The organism is Streptomyces sp. NPDC041968 (assembly GCF_055589025.1).
In genome coordinates this window covers 286567-310671 of sequence record NZ_JBVJCB010000002.1, presented here as the reverse complement: position 1 = coordinate 310671, position 24105 = coordinate 286567, and the positions used below count along the sequence as shown (strand labels likewise).

At 72.1% G+C, this 24105-nt stretch carries 20 protein-coding genes; 11 read left to right on the top strand and 9 right to left on the bottom strand.

Translation table 11 applies throughout. The features are described from left to right. Positions 1–119: 119 nt before the first annotated feature. The 3 genes from betT to ACZ6EG_RS06405 all read right to left on the bottom strand — a co-directional run bounded on the left by betT (position 120) and on the right by ACZ6EG_RS06405 (position 5349). Positions 120–2210, bottom strand: a complete 2091-nt coding sequence (gene betT / locus ACZ6EG_RS06415) for a choline BCCT transporter BetT (RefSeq protein ID WP_391968892.1) — start codon at positions 2208–2210, stop codon at positions 120–122. Next, positions 2207–3778, bottom strand: a complete 1572-nt coding sequence (locus ACZ6EG_RS06410) for a GMC family oxidoreductase (RefSeq protein ID WP_391968891.1) — start codon at positions 3776–3778, stop codon at positions 2207–2209. Before ACZ6EG_RS06410 ends, betT begins: the two co-directional genes overlap by 4 nt. Before the next feature lie 104 nt (positions 3779–3882). Beyond that, positions 3883–5349 (bottom strand): aldehyde dehydrogenase family protein, encoded by a 1467-nt coding sequence (locus ACZ6EG_RS06405; RefSeq protein WP_391968890.1) that lies wholly within the window; start codon positions 5347–5349, stop codon positions 3883–3885. A 405-nt stretch (positions 5350–5754) separates the two neighbouring features. On the opposite strand from ACZ6EG_RS06405, the gene ACZ6EG_RS06400 reads away from it, so the two are divergent. After that, positions 5755–7539: an FAD-binding dehydrogenase gene (locus tag ACZ6EG_RS06400; RefSeq protein ID WP_469602116.1), complete on the top strand. Its 1785-nt coding sequence runs from the start codon at positions 5755–5757 to the stop codon at positions 7537–7539. 12 nt (positions 7540–7551) lie between these two features. On the opposite strand, the gene ACZ6EG_RS06395 is transcribed toward ACZ6EG_RS06400, so the two are convergent. Further along, positions 7552–8604 carry an ArsR/SmtB family transcription factor gene (locus ACZ6EG_RS06395; RefSeq protein WP_469602113.1) on the bottom strand — a complete coding sequence of 351 codons (1053 nt, stop codon included), beginning with the start codon at positions 8602–8604 and terminating at the stop codon, positions 7552–7554. Positions 8605–8752: 148 nt separating this feature from the next. Between ACZ6EG_RS06395 and ACZ6EG_RS06390 the strand changes: the two genes are divergently transcribed. Together ACZ6EG_RS06390 and ACZ6EG_RS06385 are read left to right on the top strand one after the other, a co-directional pair. Then, complete coding sequence (locus ACZ6EG_RS06390) at positions 8753–9160, top strand: VOC family protein (RefSeq protein WP_469602110.1); 408 nt, start codon at positions 8753–8755, stop codon at positions 9158–9160. Positions 9161–9696: 536 nt separating this feature from the next. After that, the gene (locus ACZ6EG_RS06385) at positions 9697–10368 is read left to right on the top strand and encodes a DUF4232 domain-containing protein (RefSeq protein ID WP_469602107.1); all 672 of its coding nucleotides are present in this window, start codon (positions 9697–9699) and stop codon (positions 10366–10368) included. A 62-nt stretch (positions 10369–10430) separates the two neighbouring features. Here the strand turns inward: ACZ6EG_RS06385 and ACZ6EG_RS06380 are convergent, their stop codons facing one another. From ACZ6EG_RS06380 to ACZ6EG_RS06370, 3 genes are all read right to left on the bottom strand, one after another. Continuing rightward, entirely contained in the window at positions 10431–11903 is a 1473-nt protein-coding gene (locus ACZ6EG_RS06380) for an oxygenase MpaB family protein (protein WP_469602104.1), read from the bottom strand. Continuing rightward, positions 11900–12622: a polyprenyl diphosphate synthase gene (gene uppS / locus ACZ6EG_RS06375; RefSeq protein ID WP_391969112.1), complete on the bottom strand. Its 723-nt coding sequence runs from the start codon at positions 12620–12622 to the stop codon at positions 11900–11902. Before uppS ends, ACZ6EG_RS06380 begins: the two co-directional genes overlap by 4 nt. A gap of 436 nt (positions 12623–13058) precedes the next feature. Continuing rightward, positions 13059–14582, bottom strand: a complete 1524-nt coding sequence (locus tag ACZ6EG_RS06370; protein WP_469602101.1) for a helix-turn-helix domain-containing protein — start codon at positions 14580–14582, stop codon at positions 13059–13061. 236 nt (positions 14583–14818) lie between these two features. Here ACZ6EG_RS06370 and ACZ6EG_RS06365 point away from each other — a divergent pair, with 236 nt between their 5' ends. The 4 genes from ACZ6EG_RS06365 (at position 14819) to ACZ6EG_RS06350 (ending at position 16786) form a co-directional block, all read left to right on the top strand. Then, positions 14819–15457 carry a hypothetical protein gene (locus tag ACZ6EG_RS06365; RefSeq protein ID WP_469602098.1) on the top strand — a complete coding sequence of 213 codons (639 nt, stop codon included), beginning with the start codon at positions 14819–14821 and terminating at the stop codon, positions 15455–15457. Between the two features lie 321 nt (positions 15458–15778). Continuing rightward, entirely contained in the window at positions 15779–16105 is a 327-nt protein-coding gene (locus tag ACZ6EG_RS06360) for a PadR family transcriptional regulator (protein WP_356611814.1), read from the top strand. Further along, complete coding sequence (locus ACZ6EG_RS06355; RefSeq protein WP_391968882.1) at positions 16102–16458, top strand: DUF1048 domain-containing protein; 357 nt, start codon at positions 16102–16104, stop codon at positions 16456–16458. Before ACZ6EG_RS06360 ends, ACZ6EG_RS06355 begins: the two co-directional genes overlap by 4 nt. A gap of 1 nt (position 16459) precedes the next feature. Further along, positions 16460–16786, top strand: coding sequence for a DUF1048 domain-containing protein (locus ACZ6EG_RS06350; protein ID WP_391968881.1), 327 nt, complete (start codon positions 16460–16462; stop codon positions 16784–16786). A gap of 229 nt (positions 16787–17015) precedes the next feature. On the opposite strand, the gene ACZ6EG_RS06345 is transcribed toward ACZ6EG_RS06350, so the two are convergent. Next, positions 17016–17885, bottom strand: coding sequence for a GNAT family N-acetyltransferase (locus ACZ6EG_RS06345; protein ID WP_391968880.1), 870 nt, complete (start codon positions 17883–17885; stop codon positions 17016–17018). A 568-nt stretch (positions 17886–18453) separates the two neighbouring features. Between ACZ6EG_RS06345 and ACZ6EG_RS06340 the strand changes: the two genes are divergently transcribed. From ACZ6EG_RS06340 to ACZ6EG_RS06325, 4 genes are all read left to right on the top strand, one after another. Then, complete coding sequence (locus ACZ6EG_RS06340; protein WP_391968879.1) at positions 18454–18597, top strand: hypothetical protein; 144 nt, start codon at positions 18454–18456, stop codon at positions 18595–18597. Positions 18598–18695: 98 nt separating this feature from the next. Further along, positions 18696–19433 carry a dienelactone hydrolase family protein gene (locus ACZ6EG_RS06335; RefSeq protein ID WP_391968878.1) on the top strand — a complete coding sequence of 246 codons (738 nt, stop codon included), beginning with the start codon at positions 18696–18698 and terminating at the stop codon, positions 19431–19433. A gap of 476 nt (positions 19434–19909) precedes the next feature. After that, complete coding sequence (locus ACZ6EG_RS06330; protein WP_469602091.1) at positions 19910–21742, top strand: cholesterol oxidase substrate-binding domain-containing protein; 1833 nt, start codon at positions 19910–19912, stop codon at positions 21740–21742. Between the two features lie 313 nt (positions 21743–22055). Next, positions 22056–22550, top strand: a complete 495-nt coding sequence (locus ACZ6EG_RS06325) for a hypothetical protein (RefSeq protein WP_391968876.1) — start codon at positions 22056–22058, stop codon at positions 22548–22550. Positions 22551–22741: 191 nt separating this feature from the next. Here the strand turns inward: ACZ6EG_RS06325 and kdgD are convergent, their stop codons facing one another. Continuing rightward, on the bottom strand, positions 22742–23668 hold the full coding sequence (gene kdgD, locus ACZ6EG_RS06320) for a 5-dehydro-4-deoxyglucarate dehydratase (RefSeq protein ID WP_391968875.1): 927 nt from the start codon (positions 23666–23668) through the stop codon (positions 22742–22744). Positions 23669–24105 lie beyond the last annotated feature (437 nt).

Here is a 24105-nt window from a genome sequence, read left to right as displayed (position 1 = left end):
GGGCGCCGGGCCGGCCGGGGAGGGGGTCCGTCACCACTCAGCGGTGGGCCGCGGCACGGTCCCGTTCACGGGCCTGACGCACGCCCGCGGCCGCGCTCTCCGTGAGGACCGGTCGCCCGCTACTCGGGCAGATGTGCCTCCGGGTCGTCAGGACGGTGGTCGGGCAGGGCCGACCGGGCCGCCGCCTCGTGATGCAGCCGCAGGAACTCCAGGTGGCGCTCGTAGTGGTCGAGGACGTCCGCGATCAGCTGCTCCCTGGTGTAGCCCATCACGTCGTAGCCCTGGTTCCCCTCGGCCAGCTGCACCTCGCAACGCACATAGCTGTCGTGGGTGCTGACCGAGCGGGTCGCGAAACCGGGGGTGGGCATCTCCACCGGCCAGACCCGGTAGACGAAGACGTCGCTCGGGCCGATCGGCACCTGGAGGCCCACGTGCGGCAGACCGTTCTCCTCGCTCTCGTCTTCCAGGAACTCGGCCGGCGCGCCCTGCCCCCGCAGTTCCCCGACGACGTCCTGGAAGGCGGGCCGGCACACCTCGTCGACGAACCGCAGGGCCGCCCGGCGGCCGGGGAAGGTCGTCGCCCGGGCGAGCCGTCGCCGCCAGTTCCGGGTCCCCGGCGGGCCCTGCTGCGTGGTGCGCCCGGACAGCGAGGCCGGGAGCGAGGTGGCCAGCGCCTCCTCCCGCATACGCTCGGTACGCAACGCCAGGTAGAGGCCGATCATGATCAGGAACATGACGGCGGAGAAGGGCAAACCCATGATGATCGTGGCGTCGGTCAGGGCCTGTACACCGCCCACGAGGAGCATGGCGAGCGTGAGCAGCCCCGTCGCCACCGCCCAGAAGATGCGCAGCCACGGTGCCGCGTCGGTCACCGGCGTCGGCAGCTCGGAACTGAGGTTGCCCATCACCAGCGCGCCGGAGTCCGCGGAGGTCACGTACAGCAGCAGCCCGACGAACGTGGCGAGGCCGGCGCTGAACGTCGCGCCCGGGTACTGCTCCAGCAACCCGTAGAACGCCTGCTCCGGCGATTCCATCGCGGTCCGGCCGAACTCGGTGTTGCCGTCCCGCACGACGAACAGCGCGCTGTTGCCCAGGATCGAGAGGAAGAGCCCGGTGAACAGGAACGGGACGACCAGCGTCGCGGCCACGAACTGGCGCAGGGTGCGGCCGCGGGAGATCCGGGCCAGGAACAGGCCCACGAACGGGGCCCAGGCGATCCACCAGGCCCAGAAGAACAGCGTCCACGCGTTCAGCCACTCGGTGGGCTGGTCGTAGGCGAACGTGTTCAGGGTCATCGAGGGGAAGCCGCTGATGTAGTCGCCGATGTTCTGCACCAGCGCGTTGAGCAGTCTGAAGGGTTCGCCCACGGCCAGGACGAAGAGCATCAGCAGGACGGCGAGCAGGACGTTGAGCTGCGACAGGCGACGGATGCCCTTGTCCACACCGGAGACGGCGGACACGGTGGCCATCACCACCGCCACCACGATCAGCCCGATCTGCGCGGGCAGCCCCTCGGGTACGCCGAACAGGACCTTCAGCCCGTAGTTCAGCTGGACCACGCCGATGCCGAGCGACACGGAGATGCCGAACACGGTGCCGATGATGGCCGCCAGGTCGACCGTGTCACCGATCCTCCCGTGGATGCGGCGGCCGATGACCGGGTACAGCGCGGAGCGGATCGCGAGCGGGAGCCGGTACCGGAAGGCGAAGTAGCCGAGCACCATGCCCATGAGGGCGTACATGGCCCAGCCGGTGATGCCGTAGTGGAACAACGTCCACACCACCGCCTGACGCGCCGCCGCGACCGTCTCCGGGGAGCCCTCGGGTGGCGCGAGGTAGTGGCTCACCGGACCGGCGACGGAGAAGAACATCAGGTCGATGCCGATGCCCGCCGCGAAGAGCATCGCCGCCCACGCGAAGAGTCCGTAGTCCGGCTTGTAGTGCTTCGGTCCCAGCTTGACCGTGCCGTACTTGGACACACCGATGAAGACGACGAAGACCAGGTAGAGCGTCGCGGCGAGGAAGTAGTACCACCCGAACCAGGACGAGATCCGGTCGACGGCCACCCCGATGGCCTTCTCGGCCCCGGAGGGCGAGATGATCGCCCACATCGAGAGCGCCAGGATCAGCGCCGCCGAGCCGAAGAAGACCACCGGCTTGAGCGTGCCCGAGTCCGCCGGGCGGACGTCCGGGGCGTCCTGCTCCGTCACCGGCCCGCCTCCCGGCCCGCCGCACCGGACCCTCCGCCGAGCAGGTCCACGGCCCGCTCGGCGACGAGCAGCACGGTCACCATGGGGTTGATGGTGGGCATGGACGGGAACACCGACGCGTCCACGATGCGTACGCCGTCCACGCCCCGCAGCCGCAGCTGCGGGTCGCACACGGCCATCGGGTCCTCGGGGGCGCCCATCCGGCAGGTGCCCGCCGGGTGGTAGACGGTGTGCGCGGCCCGCCGCCCGTACTCCGACAGGGCGGCGTCGGAGGTCACGTCGGGGCCGGGCGCCACCTCCCGTACGAGCCAGTCGCGCAACGGGTCGGTGGCGCCGATCTCGCGGGCGATCCGCAGACCGTCGACGATGGTGCGCTCGTCGTAGCCCTCGGGGTCGGTGAAGTACCGGAAGTCGAGCGCGGGATGTTCGGCGGGGTTGCTGCTGCGCAGCCACAGGCGCCCGGTGGACCGGGCCCGCGGTACGTTCGGCGTCATGCACACCCCGTGCTCCGGAACCGGGTAGCCGAGGCGTTCGGTGTTGACCGTGAACGGCACCTGGTAGAAGTGGAACATCAGGTCCGGTCGGGGCTGGTCCGGCTCCCGCCGAAGGAACAGCCCGGCGTCGGAGTCCATCGCGGAGTTCGGCGGCAGCGGGCCGGCCGTCTCCCAGACGATCACCGACTCCGGGTGGTCCAGCAGGTTCTCTCCGACGCCGGGCAGGTCGGCCCGCACCTCGATGCCCAGGGCGCGCAACTGGTCGGCGGGCCCGTAGCCGGAGAGCATCAGCAGTCGCGGGGTGTCGATGGCTCCCGCGCACAGCAGCAGTTCGCGTTCCGCGCGGACGGCGGCGGGCAGGCCGTCGGGGCCCCGGACGGCGACACGGGTCAGCCGTCCGGCCTCGTCGGTGAGCAGGCGGTGGGCCCATGTCTCCAGACGGAGCGTGAGGTTGGGGCGGTCCAGGACCGGGTGCAGGTAGGCGACGGAGGCGGAGGAGCGCAGGTTGCCCTCCGGCTGGTAGGCCAGGGAGAAGAAGCCGGCGCCGTCGGCGAAGGGTTCGGCGTTGAAGTCCTCGACGACGGGAACACCCGTGGCGCGCGCGGCGGCGGTGACGAAGTCCCTGGCGATCGGGTTGCGGTCCGCCTCGGCCACCGGCACGATCCGCGTGCGCAGCCGGTCGCGGTAGGGGAGGACCGTCCCCGGGTCCCAGCCGGCGCAGCCCCGGGCCACCCAGTCGTCGAGGTCCTGCGGCAGGGGCATGAAGCTGATCAGCGTGTTGTGCGAGGAGCACCCGCCGAGCACGCGGGCCCGCGAGTGCAGGATGTGAGAGTTGCCGCGCGGCTGCTCGACGGTCGTGTAGCCGTAGTCGAACTCCGAGCCGAGCAGGTTGATCCAGTTGCGCAGCCGCAGGATCCGGTCGTCGCCGACGTCGCTGGGCCCGCCCTCGATGACGCAGACGCGGCAGTCCGGGTCCTCGCTCAGGCGTGCCGCCAGCACGCAGCCGGCGGTGCCGCCGCCGACGATGACGTAGTCGTAGGAGGTCTCCGGGCCGTGCGGGGTGGTGGCGGCCATGGGGTGCCTTTCTTCCGGGAGCCGGTCTGCGGCGGTCTTGCGGCGGTCTTGCGGCGGGGCGGGGGGGACCCGTCCCGTTCGGCGGGGCGGGGACCGTGTCCCGTTCAGCCCTTGAACCAGCCGGAGGGGGCGGGGGAGAGGTTCTGGTAGATGTGCTTGGCCTCCTGGTACTCCCGCAGCCCGGCGGGTCCCAGCTCCCGTCCCACCCCGGAGTGTCCGAAGCCGCCCCACTCCGCCTGGGGCACGTACGGGTGGAAGTCGTTGATCCACACGGTGCCGTGCCGCAGCCGCTGGGCGACGCGCTGGGCGCGGCTCGCGTCGGAGGTCCACACACCGCCGGCCAGGCCGTAGCGGGTGTCGTTGGCCAGTTCCACCGCCTCGTCCTCGGTGCGGAAGCGCTCGACGGTGACGACCGGGCCGAACACCTCCTCCTGGACGATGCGCATGGACCTGTCGCAGTCGGCGAACACGGTCGGCAGGACGAAGAAGCCGCGGCCCAGCGCGGGATCGTCCGGGCGCCCGCCGCCGGTGACGAGCCGGGCGCCCTCCTCCAGTGCGGCGGCGATGTGCGCCTCGACCTTGGCACGGTGCTCGGCGGAGCTGAGCGGGCCGCTCTCGGTGCCCTCCTCCAGGCCACTGCCCAGCCGGATCGCCGCGGCCCGGCGGGCGAGGGCCTCGACGAACGCGTCGTGAACGGTGTCCTGCACCAGCAGCCGGGAACCGGCGGAGCAGACCTGTCCGGAGTGCAGGAACGCGGCGTTGAGCGCGTGGTCCACGGCCGTGGCGAAGTCCGCGTCCTCGAAGACGACGTTGGGATTCTTGCCGCCCAGTTCGAGGGCCACCTTCTTCGGGCCCTCGGCGGCCGCGGCCATGATGGCGCGTCCGGTGGCGAGGCCGCCGGTGAAGGACACCAGGTCCACCTCGGGGTGGCCGGTGAGGGCGGCGCCGACCGTCGCGCCGGCCCCCAGGAGCAGGTTGACGACGCCCCGCGGCGCCCCGGCCTCCTCGATCAGCCGGACCATGGCGATCGTGGTGAGCGGAGTGACCTCGCTCGGTTTGAGGACGAGGGTGTTCCCCGCGGCCAGCGCCGGTGCCACCTTCCACGAGGCCTGGAGCAGCGGATAGTTCCAGGGGGCGATGAGCGCGCACACCCCGACCGGCTGGTGGACGACACGGCTGAGGACGTCCGGGCCGACGTCCACGACGCGACCGCCGTCCTTGTCGGCCAGTTCGCCGTAGTAGCGGAAGGCGTTCGCCACGTCCTCCACGTCGACGCGGGACTCGGTGAGCGTCTTGCCGGTGTCGAGGGTCTCGGTACGGGCGATCTCCTCCTTGTCGCGCAGCAGCAGGCGGTGGACGCGCAGCAGGAGGTCGGCCCGTCGGCGGGTGGGCGCGTCCGCCCACTCCTCCTCGGCGAACGCACGGCGGGCGGCCCGTACCGCGCGGTCCGCGTCGGTGGCGTCCGCCTCGTCGACGGTGCCGACGACGGTGGCGTCGTACGGGTTGAGCACCTCCCGCCGTGCGCCGGCCGCGGCCCGCGTCCACTCACCGTCGATGTACAGATCGCTCACGGGGGTACCTCCTGTGGGACCGGGCGTCGTCAGGGCCGCTGCGGCGACAGTGACCGCGCTCCCCACGAACGGGAACAGGGCACACCTGGCAAATCGTGACATTACCCCTCACCGTGGCCGTGCGGGCTCCGTCGCGGTCCCCCGGGGGGTGACGTGCGCGGGCTCTTCGCCCGGACGGGCCCCCGCGTGGGAGGGGGGGGTGTGGTGAGCGCCGGTGTGCCGCGGCCCTCTCCCCGGCGGGGCCGCCGCCTCACGCAGCGCTCTGGTCGTGGCGGGCCGACTGGGCTACCGTCGGTAACACCCGCGTCACCTCGCCCTCCTCATCACTTCGTCATCCTCGTCGGCCTCCCGCCGTCGCAGTCGTGGCGCGCGCTCCTCCCCCCGTACGCCGTCGGAAGGCAGCCCATGCAGAATTCGTCCGCACCTGCCGGGATCACTCGCCGCCACGCCCTCACCGCCACGGGAGGCGCGCTCGCCGCGGCCGCTCTGGCGCAGACCGCGCCCGCCGTCGCCGCCGAGGCGCAGGAGGCGGATGCGATCGTCGTCGGCCACGGCCTCGCCGGCCTGGTGGCCACGGCCGAACTCGCCGCGGCCGGACGGAAGGTGCTGCTCCTCGACCAGGAACCGGAGGCCTCGCTGGGCGGTCAGGCCTTCTGGTCCTTCGGCGGCCTGTTCTTCGTCGACTCGGTGGAACAGCGCCTGATGGGCATCAAGGACACCCGAGAACTGGCCTGGCAGGACTGGCTCGGCACGGCCGGCTTCGACCGGGGCGTCGGTGACCCCACCGGCCAGGATTACTGGGGCTACAAGTGGGCCGAGGCCTACGTGGATTTCGCCGCGGGCGAGAAGCGTTCCTGGCTCGCGGGCCTCGGCGTCCAGTGGTTCCCCCTCGTCGGTTGGGCCGAGCGCGGCGGCGGGCTGGCGGACGGGCACGGCAACTCCGTGCCCCGGTTCCACGTCACCTGGGGCACGGGGCCCGCCGTCGTCGAACCGTTCGAGAAGAAGGTCAGGGCGGCGCGGGCCGCCGGCAGGGTCGTCTTCCGGTTCCGGCACCGCGTCGACAGCCTCGTGACCACCAACGGCACGGTCACCGGCGTGCGGGGCGCCGTCCTGGAACCGAGCACGGTGTCCCGAGGGAAACCGAGTTCCCGCACCGTCGTGGGCGAGTTCGAACTGCGTGCCCCCGTGGTCGTCGTGACGTCCGGCGGCATCGGCGCCGACCACGACCTCGTCCGGCGGAACTGGCCGGACCGCCTCGGGACACCGCCCAAGACCATGATCACCGGCGTTCCGGCGCACGTGGACGGGCGCATGCTGGCGATCACCGAGTCCGCGGGCGGACGCATCGTCAACCCGGACCGGATGTGGCACTACACGGAGGGCCTCAGGAACTACGACCCGATCTGGCCCGGCCACGGCATCCGCATCCTGCCCGGCCCGTCGTCCCTGTGGTTCGACGCCACCGGCAGACGCTTCGACACCCCCGACATACCGGGCTACGACACCCTGCACACCCTGAAGTCCATCACGGACACCGGATACGACTACTCGTGGTTCGTCACCACCCAGAAGATCATCGCCAAGGAGTTCGCACTCTCGGGCTCCGAGCAGAACCCGGACCTCACCGAGAAGAACGTCTGGAAGCTCCTCTCCCGGATCTGGCAGACACCGGAACCGATCGAGAGGTTCAAGAAGAACGGTGTGGACTTCGTCGTGGCCACGAGCCTGCCGGAGCTCGTCAGGGGCATGAACAAGCTCACCGGCGACGGTCTCATCCGGCACGACGACCTGGAACGCCAGATCCAGGCCCGCGACCGGGAGATCGACAACCCGTACACCAAGGACGTGCAGGTCATGGGCATCCGCAACGCCCTCGCCTATCCCGGGGACGCGCTGAGCCGGACGGCGTCCGCCCACCGGATCCTGGACCCGGACGCCGGGCCCCTCATCGCGGTGCGCCTCAACATCCTCACCCGCAAGACCCTCGGGGGCCTCCAGACCGACCTCAGTGGCCGCGTCCTGAACGCGTCGGGCGAACCCGTCCCGGGACTGTACGCGGCCGGCGAGGTGGCGGGGTTCGGGGGAGGCGGCCTCCACGGGTACCGGTCACTGGAGGGAACCTTCCTCGGCGGTTGTCTCTTCTCCGGCCGCCTGACCGGGCGGGCGGCGGCCGCGGCGACGGCGACCTGACGCCGGCGGGGCTCAACGGGGCCGCTGCGCCGAGCCGGCCTCGGGGCGGCCGGGCGCGGTCGCGGGGCCGGCCGGCGGGGCGGGGCCCAGCAGGGCCCTGGCCCTCGCGGTGCGGCGGTAGTACACGTACCGCCCCTCGCGCTCGCGGCGGACCAGGTCGGCGGCCAGGAGGCGCGAGAGGTGGAAGGAGACCGTGGCGGCGGTGAGGTGGTGACGGGCGGCCAACGCCGTGGTCGTGCGCGGTTCGGCGAGGCTGCGCAGGATCACCAGACGGGTGGCCCCGAGGACCGGGGCCATGACCGGTTTCGTGTCCGGTGACGCGTTCACGGGCACCACGAGCTGGGCTCCGCCGCGGTGCAGGGGCGCGTGCAGGCCGATGCGCGGCAGGAAGAGGCTCGGTACGAGCGTGAAGGGGTGATGCCCGCTCACCTCGCCGTCGAGGGGTGAGTCGATCCGCAGAGACCCCTCGTCCCAGCACATCGAGGAGTGCAGGCCCGCGAGCGCGCCGCCGAGTCCCTCCCGTGCGGCGACGGTGCCCTGCCGCTCGACGAAACCCTCGAAGCCCGCGGTGACCGCGTCCCAGCGGGCCGCCATCGTCCGCTTCCACAACCAGTGCAGTTCGCCCGCCAGCCGCTCACGCAGGTCGTGTTCGTTCATCTCGATGCGGCCGCGCACCCGTGCGTCGGCCTGCTGCAACTCGTGCTCGCCGAGCCACGGACAGCGGTCCCTGCGCGCCGTGCCCCCGGAGAGGAATGCCGTGAACTGTGCGTTCACGGTGCTCGTAGGTGTCGAGGCGACGGCGTGCAGTTGCTCCTCCACCGGCGGCAGGAAGGTGCGGGGCGGCGGTGTGAGCAGCTCCGGGAGGTAGGCCGTGTAGCCGCGGGTGACGGCGGCCAGCGTGGGCAGGTGGCCCGAGTCCAGCAGGGCCCGCAGACGACGGAGGACCGGGTGGGCCGCCGTCCTGGCCTCCGACACCGTGACCAGCGCGGCGGCCAGCTCGCCCACCGGGGACACCGCCCAGCGCAGGCCGGCCAGTCGCTCGGCGGACATGTGCAGCCGGATCAAGCGGGGCCTCCTGGAGGTGCCGGGACGTTTTCGAACCTGATCGAATGGACGTCCGAAGGCCGCGATGGGTTCCTAGGCTCCGATCACAGGCCGGCCCGCGATGCGACGGCACCTGGCCTGCGAGCCACTCATGAGAGGGACCCAACCCGTGTACCAGCAGATGTTCTTCGTCAACCTGGCCGCCGACGACCTGGAGGCGTCGAAGAAGTTCTTCACCGGACTGGGGTACGCCCTGGACGACCGGTTCAGCGATGACACGACGGCCTCGATCCCCCTGAGCGACACCGTGACCCTGATGCTGCACACCCACCGCAAGTACGGCGAGTTCACCAAGAAGAAGATCGTGGACTCGACGACGTCCAGTGAGGTGCTGCTCGCGCTGAGCGCGTCCAGCCGGGAGGCGGTCGACGAACTGGTCGACAGGGCCGTCGCCGCCGGCGGCTCGGTCACCGGTGAGACCCAGGACCACGGGGTCATGTACGGCCGTGCCTTCGACGACGTGGACGGGCACACCTGGGAAGTCATGTGGATGGACCCCGCCGCGGCCCAGAGCTGACCGGGGCCCGAGCGTCCGGGAGCCGGCGGTCGCCGTCGGCCTCCGGTACGCGTGGCGTGCTCCGGGCCGGACGCGTGGCGTGCTCCGGGTCGGCGCTCGGTCCGGTCGGGCACCTCCCGACGGGCACCGGGACCCCGCGGCACGGCACGTCGGCCTCGTGGACCGCGTCGTGGTCAAGATCCGCCGGGTCACGGGTCTGTCCCGGCGCACGGTACGCGTGTCTCATGGGCCGCGATGGCCGTAACCAGCGCCCCGGCCGGTGGCCCGACGCTCCTGCGCGCGGTGAGGGCACTGTGTCACCACCCCGTTCCCCACCCCGTACTCCCGTACCGACGGCGTCGGTCGAGGACCGGGTAGGGGGCCTGATCCGACGGGGTGGGCCGTGCTGTGCCGGGCCCGGCGTGTAACAGGGATGTCTTAGGGAGGAGGCGGGCGGAACGGGCTGGCGGGCCGGGCGGCTCTTGGCGGTCACAAGCGCTCACCCGGACCGAACCGTGCCGAGCGGGCGCACCTCCCACGAGACTGAGGAAGAACCGATGCGCGTTCGCAAGCTCACCTTCACCGCCCTGCTCGTCGCCGCGGGTCTCTCGCTCACGGCGTGCAACGGCGATGACGGCACGCCGCAGGGCGACGGACCGGCCGCGTCCTCCGCGTCCTCCGGGTCCTCCGCGTCCTCCGGGTCTTCGTCGGGCGGCGGCGCCGGCTCGGGCTCCTCGGACCGGGGAGCCGGCGAGGGCTCGGGCGGGCAGGAGACGGCCGCGGGGAGCGGCTCTGACGCCGGCGTGGGCAGGTGCCGCACCGGCGAGCTGGAGGTCACCGCCACGGACGCCACCATCGACGGCGACCCCGAGGGGTCGGTCGCGGTCACGTTCAAGAACGGCGGCGGCCGGGACTGCGCCCTGGCCGGCTACGCGGGCGTCGACCTGAAGACCGACGAAGGGGAGCTGTCCGCCGAGCGCAGTGGTCAGAAGGCCGACTCCATCGTCCTCAAGGACGGCGAGTCGGTGTCCTTCGGCATCACCTACCCGCTCAACGACACGGGCGGCTCCGGAGTCGGCATCACCGGGCTCGTCGTGACACCGCCCGACGAGACGAAGTCCGTCACCCTCGCCTGGCCCGGCGCCGCCACCCTGCCCGTCACCGACGGCACCGGCACGCCCGTGCGGGTCGGCCCGATGGGCAGCGCGGGCCAGGGCGGGGCGAGCTGACCCGTCGCGTCGGCGGCGACGCCGCGTGCCGCACCGAGGGCTGCCGCCGACGTGCACCCGTATCAGGCGTCGGCGAGGAGGGGATCGTAGGGGGTGCTCGTGCGGCGCCCCGACATGAAGGACAGGAAGTCGCCCACGAACGCGCTCCGGCTGCAGGTGCCGTCAACGGTGGCCAGGTCGCGGTGGAAGGCGGTGCGGAAGAGGGCCCGGTACTCGTCGGCGTCGATGGTTCCGCTGCCGTCCTTGTCGGTGACGTCGAAAAGGACCTCGGCGGCGCGGATGAGTGCCGGCCCGGCCAGCGAGGGGACGGCGGCGGAGTACTCGCCCGCGCTGACGCGGCCGTCGCCGTCCGTGTCGAGGGCGGCCTGCAGCTCGCGCCACCAGGCGGCGAAGGCGTCGTAGAGGCGGGTCTCCTCGGGTTCGTCCAGGTCGAGGCGGGTGGCCAGTTCGCGGGCCATGGCCGCGAGGTCGGGCCAGTCCACGTGGCCGTCGCCCGTCTGGTCCAGCACCTCCCGGAAGAAGTCCTCCGCCGCACGCCGGCCCTCTCCCGGGCCGCCCGGGGCGGAGGCTGCCCGGTCCGGCTCGGGAGAGGGATCGCCGCCCAGCGGCGACAGGAGACGGAGCAGGGCTGCCGCGCGCCTCATCCGGGAGCCCAGCGCGGCCACGGTCCGGGCCCGGGGGTCGTCGCTGCCGGGGGAGAGGGAGAGGACCTCGATGATGCTTTCGGCGTTGATCCAGCCCTGCGGCAGAAAGCGGGCGAGTCCAGCGGCCAGGTAGGCCCCCTGCATGAGGGCCGGCGCTCCGGGCATCTCCGGCAGACCGGCCCGGCGCCGGTACGGCTCGGGAAGCGAGGCGACGGTGATCGCGCCCAGCAGCGGACCGGCGACGCTGCGACCGGCCGCCCACAGGGCCGGCGCACCGTCCAGCAGCGCCGGGGCGGGCAGGTGGTCGAAGAGCCGGTAGAGGATGACGCGGGCCGCCTCGGTGTTCTCCAGCTCGTTCTCGACGACCCCGTCGAAGTACCGCCAGAAGCCGCCCAGGTCCTCGGGAAGCGCGGTGGCGTCGCCGTCCAGCGCGGCGAGGAAGGCGCGGTACTCGGCGTACATCCGCTCCATGGTGTCCTGGTCGAGCGGCTGGCCGCTCAGCCGGCACATGGTGACCGCACTCTCGAAGAGCGTGGCGACCACCCAGGCCCGGGCGGCCCGGTCCGTCGCGTCGTAGGGGCGGTCGCGGGAATCGGAGCCGCTCATCCGGGCGTGCAGCCGGTTGAGCCGGGCGGCCTCCCGTTCCCGTTCCGAAGCGTCCGAGCCGAACATGCGCCGCATGCTCAGGAAGGTGTTGCGCAGCCGGCGCCAGGGATGCGCGAGGAACGTGGAGTGGTCGACGAGGGCGGCGCCGATCTGCGGGTGCGCGGCCTCCAGCACGGTGGCGCGGATCATGGCCAGTGCCCAGCGCGGGTCGTCGAAGAAGGAACCGAACGTGGATTCCGGCCCGAACAGGGGCGCCTCGCCGGTCGTTGTCGTGGTGTCGCTCATCGGAAACGGTCTCCGTCCGTCGCGGCCGGTACGCCACCGAAGCGGCGGTCACGGCACCGGTAGGTGTGCAGGCAGTCGAGGAAGTCAGCGGCCCGGAAGTCCGGCCAGAGCACCTCGGGGAAGACCCACTCGGCGTAGGCGACCTGCCAGAGCATGAAGTTGGAGATGCGCTGCTCGCCGGAGGTGCGGATGACCAGATCCACGTCAGGGGTGTCGGGGAAGGGCAGGTGGCCCGCGAAAAGCCGCTCGGTCACCTCCTCGGCGGGCGTCCCGCTGCGGATCAGCGACCGCGCGGCCTCCACGATGTCCCGGCGCCCCCCGTGGTCGAAGGCGACGGTCAGCGTCATCCCCCGGTTGTCGGCCGTCAGGGTCGTCAGGTCGTCGAAGTCCCGGCTCAGTTCGCGGGGGATGCGCGGGTCGGCGACCCCCAGGAACCGGCAGCGGATGCCACGGGCCAGCAGCAACGGCGCGTGCTTGCGCACGACCCTGCGCACCAGACGCATCAGGAACGAGATCTCGGGTCCGGGGCGGTTCCAGTTCTCGGTGGAGAAGGCATACAGGCTGAGCCACTCGACACCGGCGGCCCGGGCCGCCTCGATGGTGTCGATGACCGTGGTCTCGGCGGCCCGGTGCCCGGCGGTGCGGGGAAGCGAACGCCGCTGCGCCCACCGTCCGTTGCCGTCCATCACGCAGGCCACGTGCCGCGGCACCCCGCGCACCGGGCGACCCTCCCGCCGCTGCCCGTCGAGCCCGTCACCGCTCTCCCGTTCACCCGGCCGCTCCTCCGCGGCCGCGCGTGCCCGCGGAACACCGTGGTCCTCCCCCTGCGGACCCGTCTCGTCCGCAGCACCATGATCGATGGCACCGTGCTTGGTCACGCCCACCCCGTCCTGCCCGAACCCACACCCCGGCCAGAGCCTTCGCCAGTGGCAGTCTGACAGTGTGAAAGGGGCCCTGACCGGCCGAAGACAGGGCCGTCACCCTTGGCTCGTACGTTCGGGTCCGGCAGGGGCCGGCGCCATCGACCGCCGCCCGGCCCGGCCCCGCCCGGCTCCCGGGTGCCACGGCGGCAGGACCCGCCGTACGGCTCCTGGACGGTGGGACCGGCAAGGAGCACGCACGTCCACGACGCCCCCGGCAACGCGCGCCCCGCCCTCACTCCGACGCGAGGCCCCACCGGCGTGCCAGGGTGTCGTACGCGTACTGGGGGAGGCCCTCGACGGCGCTGGTGCGGAACGGGCGGCCGTCGTCGTCGATGCGCACCGTGCCGGTACGGCCCTGCGAGGACCAGTCCAGCTCCAGGTACCAGCGGCAGTCGCACGTACTGGTCCCGGCGGTGACCAGCAGCACCTCGGGGTCCCGCGCCGAGACGCGGTAGGGCATGCGCACGGCCGGGATCGGCGTGCCGGAGTCGTTTCCGGCGACCGCGCGGGCCAGAGGGCGGTCCTTGTCCAGGTCCACGGCGAAGTACCGCGGAGTGACCGCGCCGCCGCAACCCTGGTCCATGGCGTAGGCGTTGCCCTCGGCCGGCGCCGTACGGCCCACCACGCGCACCCGCAGCGCCTCCAGTACGACGGCCGTGTCGCTGCGCCCCTGCACCGACAACTGCACGAGCGTCTCGCCGCCGTGCACGGCGCTCTGCGTCGCCGCCCAGGGCGCCGCGTCCTGCGGGGCAGGGGGAGGGGGGACCTGGCCCGGCGGTTTGGCGATGACGTAGTCGTGACCGCAACCGAGCTTCCAGGCCTGGGAGTCGACGGACCAGGTGAGCGGTAGTCCGGCGGGCTGTTCGCCGCTGGGCGGGGCGGATGCCGCACCGGGCGGGCGGGAGGTGTCCTGCTGCTCCTTCGGGGTGGCGAAGGCCGGGGGCCGCTCGGAGGCGGGGGTGCCGCTCGGGCCGGGCGAGGCGCCCCGTCGCTCAGGCGCTCTGGCCTCCGGCGCAGCGGACGCCGCCGTACCGGACGCCCTACCGGACGCCGTGGCGGCGACCTGCGCGGGCCCGTCGCCGGACGCCGGCCGCCCCTCCGGCAGCGCGGACAGCGCCCCGAGCGTCGCGAGCACGGCCGAGACGGAGGCCAGCCCGGCCACGAGACGCCTACGGCGATACCAGGGGCGGCGCGAGGACGCGGGCGCGGTCTGCGGCCCGCCGGGTCCGCCGGGTCCGACCGGTGCGGACGGCTCGGGCGGTGCGGGTGCCCCGTGCGGTCCGGGCGCAGGGGCCGTCTCGGCGGCCGGCCCGCCACCCGCTCCCGGCGCCGCGTCCGCTCCGGCGCTCTCCTCAACCGCTGTCTCCGCCGTGTCGACCGCTGTGTCCGCCGTGCCCGCTCCGCCCGCCGGGTCGCCGACCACCTCCGCCGCCACGGCATCGGGCGCGCTCGGCGCCGCCCCGGCGGCACGGGGCCGGCGGCGGGCCGCCACCGCCAGGAGCCAACGGCGGTGCAGTTCCAGACGCTGCTGCGAACTCGCCCCGCACAGGGCCGCGAAGCGTTCCACCGGGGCGAAGTCGAGCGGCACCGCGTCGCCCGCGCAATAGCGGTGCAGCGTCGAGGTGTTCATCCCCAGGCGGCGGGCCAGCGAGCCGTAACTGCGGTCCGTCCGCTCCTTCAGCGCCCGCAGCAGCGCCGCGAACTCCGCCACCGCGTCGATACCGTCGTAGCCGTCGCCGCCGTCCTGTGCCGACACAAGCCCTCCCTGTCCCCCCACGACCCCGCCCGGGCCCGGGACACCGTCCCAGGCACCCCATAGACCTGCACGTCAGATGGGCTGGGATGGTTCCACCGTGTCCGATCGGCCGCCGGCTGTTGCGCCCGCCCGCTGTGACCGCTGATGCTTCAGGTACCGCACCGGCCAGGCCCGGGCCGACCAGCCGGCCTCGCCGCGGCATCCACGTCCACGCACCCATTCACGGGGGAACACCCATGTCCCTGCGCATCCGAACGAGCGCTCTCACCGCACTCGCCGTCGCCGCCCTCGCGGCGGGCACGGTCCTGACGGCACCGGCCGCCGGCGCCGCGCCGACGACCGTCAAGCCGAAGACCGCCGCGCCCAAGTTCCTGTCGGCCTCCCAGCTGCCGCCGCACCCGACGTCGTCCTGGAGTGCCGGGCCGGTCACCGAAGGATTCCCGGAGGCACTCGGCGGCTGCGTGAGCACGGAGGGCGTGCCCTCCTACGACTACCGGCACCGGCAGTTCTGGACCGAACTGGACACCAGCGCGGTGCAGTTGACCGTCGTGACAGGTACGGCCGCCCAGGCCAAGGCCCTGGCGAAGCACTACGACGACCTGATCCGCACCTGCGCCGACCGCATGGAGGAGGCTTCGCCCGACGTCGAGGCCGAAAGCCGGGACTACGGCAAGCTGCCGGTCGAGGAGGGCGCCCGCGTCCGCGGCCTGCACACCGAGACGTCCTGGGGCTCCAACGACGTCTCCCTGCTGTCGGTCGGGCGGGACGGCAGGACCGTCACCGTCGTGGGCTGGGGCCAGATGGGCGACTTCCGGAGCGCACCGGTGACCGCCTTCAAGAAGACCACGACCACGGCCGTCGACAAGCTGTACTGACCGGTCCATCACCGCACAGCCAGGGGCCGTCCTTTCGCCACGGGGATCGGAAGGACGGCCCCGCCGCACCCACGCCCCCACGGAACGGGGCCGCCGCACCCCGGGCTGAGACTCACTGGATCAGGTCGGTGTGCGGATGCGCGGTGGAGACCGGGCAGACGTAGATCCATACCGAAGATCCTGTCACCAGCCACCGACAGTCCCCGCTGGATGCCAACTCCCAGACAGACGGCACCGGAAACGGTGCCGCCTGCTACTCAGTGATACCGTGTAGCGGTATTCGGTATCACGTAGTACCGGCAGGGCTGAGGAGCACCCGCGATGGACGACCTGACGGAGATGTTGAAGGGCACGCTCGAGGGCTGCGTGCTCGAGATCATCGGCAGCGAGGAAACCTACGGGTACGCCATCACCCGCCGGCTGAACGAGCTCGGCTTCGCCGACGTCGTCGAGGGCACGGTGTACACGATCCTGCTGCGGCTGGAGAGGAACGGGCTCGTCCAGGTGACGAAGCGGCCGTCCGGGGTCGGCCCGCCGCGCAAGTTCTACGCGCTCAACGACGCCGGACGCGAGGAACGCGCACGGTTCTGGACGAAATGGCAGTACCTCTCATCACGCATCGACAGGCTCAAGGAGGGCGGGAGATGAACTTCTGGGAGAAGGCGACTGGCAGCGATCTCACCAGGGACTGGAAGGCGTTCGGAGCCCGGGTGGCAGAGCTGCCGGACGACTACCGGGCGGCGTGGGACCAGATCGTCGCTCACCTCTTCCCCTACGGGGACTTCACCGGCCGCAACCTGACACCGCTCCTCGACGCAGCCCTGGGGCTGCTCGAAGTGTCGGCAGCGGACGGGCAGAGCGTCCACGAGGTGCTCGGCGACGACATCCAGGGCTTCTGCACGGCGCTGGCCGGCGGAGCAGGGGCCCGGACCCATCGCGATCGGTGGCGCGAGCAGCTGAACCGGAACGTCGCACGGAAACTGAGCCGGCTGGGAGGCTGACGTGAGCATCCAGGACATCGTCGAAGGCAAGAAGCAGTGGCGGGCGCACGTCGCCCGGGTCAAGGCACTCCCGCCGGACTACCGGATCGTCTACAGGGAGATGCAGAAGTACCTGTTCAAGGTCGGACCGGTCAGCCTGTCCGACGGGCCCCTGCTCCCTCAGATCGTCGACTTCTTCGAGGAGGGAGCCGCCGCCGGCCAGGGAGTCCTGGAACTCATCGGCACCGACGTCGCCGCATTCTGCGACGACCTGATCAAGGACTCTCCCACCTACGCGGACGTCTACCAGGAATCTCTCGGCGGAAAACCCGGCGCGGCCAGGAAGTGACAGCCACCGGACCGGTTCACGACGCTGCCCGGCCCCACCGCCTTTTGCGGCTGCGCACGACGCGTTGACGGCCAGTCAGTCCGACGTCCGTCATGGACAGCGGCCCCGGCGAACCGGGCCGCCAGCGCCCCCCCCCGCACCGAGAACCACGACAAGCCCGAGCACATCGGCCCGGCTTGGGAGAGGTGTGCACCCCGCCGGACGCCTGGGGACACCCCAACGGCATGGATCAGCCGATCTCGTACCCGGCCGAGCGCAGGACAGCCAGCGCCTGGTCACGACGCTGTTCGGGGACAAGTACCAGGTCGGCGTGGTAGGTCGAGGAGGTGAACACCGGAATCGCGGCGCGGGCCAACGGCGCGAGGACGGCGGCCAGCAGGCCCGGCTCGTCGAGTCCGTGGTTCGGATCGGCGTCGTACAGCGCGACCCAGCGATCGGCCGGGGACACCGGACTGTCCGCAGGACGGATCACCGTCAGCCCTTCCGGCGCTCGTACCAGGGCGAGCCAGTCGCCGCCGCCCGGCTCGCCGCTCTCGGGGCGGTGTTCCACGGTCAGGACCGCGTCCAGCACCCGGAGCCGGCGCGCCGGGCGGGCCGCCGGGTCCCGGACCACGTCGACGACGAAGGCCACGCGGTCGAGTCCAGGACCGTCGTAGTCCCGCTGGGCGGGCGCGGCGATGAACCCGAGGCGGGCGTGGAAGGCCTGCGAGGCGGTGTTCTGAGGGCTGGTGATGCAGTGCACATACCGGCGACCGTGGGCCCGTACCAGGGCGAAGAAGGTTCGGTAGAGGGCGCGTCCGATCCCCAGTCCGCGCTGCGCCGGGTCGACACCGACGAAGTGCACATAGGCGACGTCCGGTTCGGTCTGCGAGAAGAAGCCGACGAGGAACGCGGCGAGTTCTCCGTCGGAGCGCTCGATGAGAAAACTGGTGGTGGTGAAGTGCTGGAAGTACAGGCGCGGAAGCAGCAGCGCGCGTTCGACTGCCCCTGCCTCGCCCTTGAGCCCGCCCCACCACCTGTCCAGCACGGCCAGCACCCGCAGGTGATCCTCGGCCCTGGGGTGCCGGGCGGTAAGTCCCGCAGGAAGGTCGTTGATCACCCGCGCAGTGTAGAGGCGCTGGAAAGGGACCGTGCCAGGACCCGGCAACTGGACACGTTTCATGGCCTGCTCACCCGCTGCCCACCCCGAACGCCCGCGGTCCTCGCCTGCTCTTCCGGCGCTCCGGCTCGGGCGGAGGCGGACCCTGTGCGTAACCACCCCTGTGGGTGATGCGCCGACCGAGCCCGTCGGCGAGGGCGGGCCGCGCGTAGCGGTGGCGACGCGGGGACGCTCCCCCGGATCGGACGGAGCGCACACTGAGCGACATCCGACAGGGCTTCAGACGGTGGGACTCCGACCGCACGGTGCCGCAGTCGGCCGCCACGAGAGGCGGTGACCTGACGGTGTGACCGAGGCGGCTCGCCAGGAGCCGTGATTGGCGAGCCGCTTCAAGACACCTACCTCACCCACCGCCGCCCCCCCCGAACACCACCACCCGCTCGTTCGAACGGGTAGACCGCCCGCACCACGCCGACCGAAGCTGCGGTCCAGCCGACGCGGGCTGCAGGCGAACGAGTCGGCACAAGGGGTATCTCACTGACCGGCAACGTGCTCAGGAGGAGTTCGAATGGAGAACCTGGCATTTGCGCCGATCAACGATTCCATGCCGGCGACGATCATCCTGGGAGTCGTCACCGTGGTCGGAGTTGCCGTGGGGGCTATGGTCCGCCAGCGGCGTGAAGAGAAGAAGAAGGGTGGGAGGTTGGTGTAACCCTGAGCGCTCGCCCGTATCCCACGGGGACACGCGCGCTGTCTGCCAAGGGCAGAACTTCGGCCGACCGGGCTCGGCGATCACTACAGTCCAGTCTCGTGACGACGATTACGACGCGTAAGGTCGAGTACCCGGCCGACGGCTTGACGATGTTTGGCCACCTCGCACTCCCGGCCGGTATCGACCGCCGACCCGCAGTGCTGCTCGGACCAGAGGGCACGGGGCTCAGCGACGTCGAGCGTCGCCGGGCCGATGCTCTCGCCGAGTTGGGATACGTAGCGCTGGCCTTCGACCTTCACGGTGGGCGCTATCTGGGCGACCCCGAGGAGATGTTGGCCCGTTGTCTGCCACTGCTCGATGATCCCGACCGGATGCGGGGCATCGGCCATGCGGCGCTCGACGTGTTGCGCACCCAATCGCGGGCCGACCCCGACCGGATCGCCGCCATCGGCTACGGCACCGGCGGAGCCGTCGCGCTGGAACTCGGGCGCGACGGCGTCGACCTGCGCGCGATCGGGACCGTCAACGCCACCACCACGGGCCGACCGGGCGAGGCAGCGCGTATTCGCTGCCCGGTGTGGGCCGGCGTCGGGTCCGAAGACGCGATCATGCCGCCCGCACAACGGGACGCGTTCACCGCCGAGATGCAGGCCGCGGGCGTCGACTGGCGTCTCACGGTCTACGGCGGCGCCCTGCACGCCTTCCACCACCCGCCGGTCGACCACCCCACGGTCCCCGGCGTCGGCTACCACCCACAGCACGCGCAGCGAGCCTGGCGTGACGTCGTCGACCTGCTCGCCGAGTGCCTGCCCCTGAGGGAGGATCCGCGGGCATGACCAGGGCCAAGAGCCTGGTGCCAGGCCTGGTCCGCGTTGGACACTCACGGTTCCCTGGCATCAAGTCCGCGCAGCTGAACCACATGTGACGGTTGTTCGGTGGCGAGAAGCGTCCGTAACTGCCGCGGTGGATACCGGGTCCACTGCCACGGCAGGGGTGCCGTGGCAGTGCCGGATCCTGATGAGGGCGCGGCCCTACTGCTGGACGACGCGGTGGGCCTGGCCCGTATCCCCGACGGAGGCGCAGGCGGAGGCGGGGGAGGAAGCGGCGGACCGCGCGATGCGGCCTGATAAGGCCGTCGGAGGCCGCATCCGTTCTGGAGTCCCCAGAAGGTATGTTCGCCCGATTGTCACTCGATCGTGTAGATCAAACGACCATATGACTACAAGACTCTTCGTCGGCCGGTTAGCGTCCATGCTCGATCGACCCGCCAGGGCCGGTCCGAAGTGAGGCGGGACCAGGGGAGGTTGTCGGGATGACGGACGATTCTTCGCTCCAGGACGGCGGACTGTCGCGGCGCAGGCTGCTCGCCTCGTCCATCGCCGCGGGCGGCGGGGCCTGGCTGTGGCGCGGGGTGGTCCGGCCGGACAGCGCCTACGCCGATGCCCCCTCACCGACCGGCTTCCCGCCCGGGCTCGACGTCTTCCGGCGGGTCTACGAGAACTGGGCCGGTGAGATCCGTGCCGACCAGTTGTGGACCTGCGCGCCACGTACCCCACAGGACCTGCTCGACGTCGTGAACTGGGCGCACGGTGCCGGTTGGACGGTACGCGCCCAGGGCAAGCGGCATGGCTGGGCTCCGCTCACGGTTGCCGACGGCACACCCGCCGCGGCCCGGGTCATCCTGGTGGACACCACCGCACACCTCACCGGCATGTCGCTGGAGCGACAGGACGCCGACGGTTCGGCCCTGATCCGGGTCCAAACCGGCGCCCTGCTGGAAAGGCTCCTCGCGTTCGCCGGCGCGCGCGGCTACGGGGTCGTCGCCGCCCCTGCTCCCGGGGAACTGTCCGTCGGCGGGGCGCTGGCCATCGGCGCGCACGGAACGGCCGTCGCCGCCCACGGTGAGAACCCGTCACCCGGGCACGGCTACGGCTCGATGAGCAACCTGGTCACCGAACTGACCGCGGTCGTCTGGGACGACGGCGCCGGACGCTACATCCTGCGGACGGTCCACCGGGCCGATCCCGACTGCGACGCGCTCCTCACCCACCTCGGCCGTTCCCTCGTCACCGAGGCAGTGCTGCGGATGGGCACCGATCACAACCTGCGCTGCCAGTCCTTCCTGGACATCCCCGCCACCGAACTCTTCGCCGCCCCCGGGGCCCCGCCCGGCACCAGAACCCTGGCCTCCTTCGTGGACAGGACCGGCCGGGCGGAGGCGATCTGGTTCGCGTTCACGGACAGGCCCTGGCTGAAGGTCTGGAGCGTCGCCCCCGACCGGCCGTTCGCCTCCCGGGCGGTCGACGGGCCGTACAACTACCCCTTCTCCGACTCCCTTCCCGAGCCGGTGGCCCGGCTCGCCGGAACACTCGTCTCCGGAGCCTGGGCGAGCGCCCCGCTCTTCGGACAGGTCCAGTACCTGCTGGCCAAGGTCGCACTGACCGGTGACATCACCGACGTCCTGCTGTCGAAGACCCTCGTGCGGGACGTGCTGACCGGCGACGTGCTCACCCACCTGCTGGTGGGCGGGCTCCGCTCCGACCTGTGGGGAGCCTCCCGCAACCTGCTGGAGTACGTGCGGCCCACCACCCTGCGCGAGACGGCCAACGGCTACGCCGTCCTCACCCGCCGCGCCGACCTGCAGTGGGTGGTCAGCCAGTTCGCCGACTTCTACGGCACGCTCCTCGCCCAGTACGCCGCACGAGGGGAGTACCCGGTCAACGGCCAGGTGGAGATCCGGGTGACCGGCCTGGAGGACCCCGCCGTGTGCGGCGTCCCCGGAGCCCGGCCACCGCTGCTCTCCGCCCTGCGACCGCGCCCGGACCGGCCGGACGCCGACACCGCCGTGTGGATCGACATCCTCTCCTTGCCGACCACACCCACCCTGCACCGCTTCTACCGGGACATCGAGCAGTTCCTCCTGGCCTTGGACGGAGACCGGGCGACCGTACGGGTGGAATGGTCGAAGGGCTGGGCCTACACCGACACCGCTGCATGGTCCGACCCGGACGTCCTCACCCGGACCGTCCCCGCAGCCCTGCGCGCCGGAGGCGGCCCGGGCTGGGACGAGGCGGTCGCGACCCTGAACCGCCTCGACCCCCACCACGTGATCTCCAGCCCCTTCCTCGACGCGCTGCTGCGCTGAAACACCCCACGCTCTCCGACGCAGAGCACGACGGGATCCGCTCGGAGCGAGACGCCGAGACCTCGGCGACCGGGCCCTGCCACGGACCGTCCGGCATCCGAGCACGGGCGCATCACGCCGAAGAAGCCCGTAGGCGGCCGTGCCTGTGCACGGCACGAGGGCAGCCTGGAGCAGGCCCTCGACCGGTGCCCGACCGAAGGCCGCGAAGTTCATCTGGTAGAACCGGGCCGTGACTTCTTTCGGAGCCGGCTCCATCACCTGCAGGCCCGTCCCCGGCTCCTCCGCCGCCGCGCCTCCCGCCTTGGACCCTGCTGTGTCCTCACGAACTCCGCGCATCCGGCAGAGGTCCCTTCTCCTGGCGACCGCGCTGGCGGCCTCGATGCTCAGCGGCTGCTCGCTGATGGATCTCGCCCGGGACTGCGAGGGGACGGACGCCCGGATCACCGAGCTGGCGACGCTCGACATTCTCCACTCGAGGCCCCACGAGGCCACTGCTGCGCGGGGGTTCGAGACCGTCGACACCGGCTGCTGGGCGGACAGCGGCGATGTCGTGGTGTCCGCCGAGCGGATCTACGCCTTCCCCGGCACACGGGCTGAGGTGGCGGCGCACTACCGGGCAGCGGCCCCCCGGGACGGCTGGAGTCCGGACCCCGACGCCGTGCCCGGCGAGCTGCGGTTCGTCAAAGAAGCCATGAGCCTGCGGATCGTCTTCCTCACCGCCGAGTCCCTCGCGGAAGAGGGCCATGAGAGCCGCTCCGACCTCACCTCTGGTGCCGGGTACTCGATCGGCGTCGACTCCTACGAATAGCAGGCGTGGTCCTTCAGCGGCCCGGTTCGGCCGACGGCTCGCATCGGGGGCCGCCTCGTGCCCCGCGTCGCCGGGGCCCCCTCCTGGGCGCCGTCGTCGAGCACGCGCTCGCACCGACCCGTTGTACCAGGTCAAGGGCGGCCTCCCTCGGGTCGGCAAAGTGGTCGACCCCGCCGTGGCCCGTGCCCGGGTCAGGCCGCCGTGCCGGGCAGGGTCGCGATCAGGGTCCGGAGCTCGTCCAGTTCGAGCGGGGTCAGGTCGGTGAGCGGGGGGCGCACCGGGCCCGCGCCGTGACCGGTGGCGGTCATACCCGCCTTGACGATGCTGACCGCGTACCCGGCCCGGCGGTTGCGGATCTCCGTGTAGGGCAGTACGAAGTCCGACAGCATGCGCGTGACGTCCGGCTGTCGGCGCTCGCGGACGGCGGCGTAGAAGTCGAGGGCGAACTCGGGTGCGAAGTTGAAGATCGCCGAGGAGTAGGTGGTCACGCCCAGTTGCAGGTAGGGCAGGGCGAACGTCTCGGCGGTGGGCAGACCGCCGACGTAGGTGAGGCGTTCGCCGAGCCGGGCGTGGATGCGGGTCATGGTGTCGATGTCGCCCACGCCGTCCTTGTAGCCCACCAGGTTGGGGCAGGTGTCGGCGAGACGGGCGAGGGTGTCCGCCGAGTAGACGGCGTTGGCGCGGCTGTAGACGACGACACCGAGCGAGGTGGACCGGCAGACGGCTTCGACGTGCCGGGCCAGTCCTTCCTGGCCCGCCTCGGTGAGGTAGGGCGGGAAGAGCAGGACGCCGTCGGCGCCGGCGCGTTCGGCTGCCGCGGTGAACTCGACCGCGGTGGCGGTCCCGTATCCGGCCGGGGCCAGGATCGGCGTGTTGCCGGGAGCGGTGTCGGCGGCGGCGGCCACGACCCGTTCGACCTCGGTGGGAGTGAGGGAGAAGAACTCGCCTGTCCCGCCGGCGGCGAAGAGGCCGCCTACGTCGTACTTGGACAGCCGCCCGATGTTCTCCCGGTAGGCGTCCTCGTCGAAGGACAGGTCGTCGTGGAAGTGGGTGACGGGGAAGGAGAGCAGGCCGGAGCCGATCCGGTGGCCGAGTTCTTCCGGGGAGTAGGACGTCATGGGGTGCTCCTGATGGTCGTGGCGGTGGGGTGGCGGTGGGCGGGAGCGGGGGTGTCGCGGGCGGGCCTCACCCCCGGTGGTCCCCCGCGCGGTGACGCGTGGTGCCGGCGCGGGCAGCGCGGCTGTCCGTTCTCGACGCCGCCCGCGCCGGGGCCCTGCGGCCGTCGTCCGGCCGGGGCCCGGCAGCGGCGTGACGGGCACCGGCCCGTCGCCGGCGGAGACATGACGGTGGGTGGCGCCGAGGAGGTGCGGCGGCGCGGTCGGGCCCTACCTCCGGGCGAGGGTGGGTGGGCCGGGGGAGGCACCCCGGTGACGGTGCCGGGTTCGAACCATGGTTGCGTGCTCCGAAGTGCGACGCCCCCGCCGGTCGCGGGCCGCGACCGAGGCATGGGCAGGGTCGCCGTCTGTCCACGTCTGACGCTACGGTCGCGAATGAT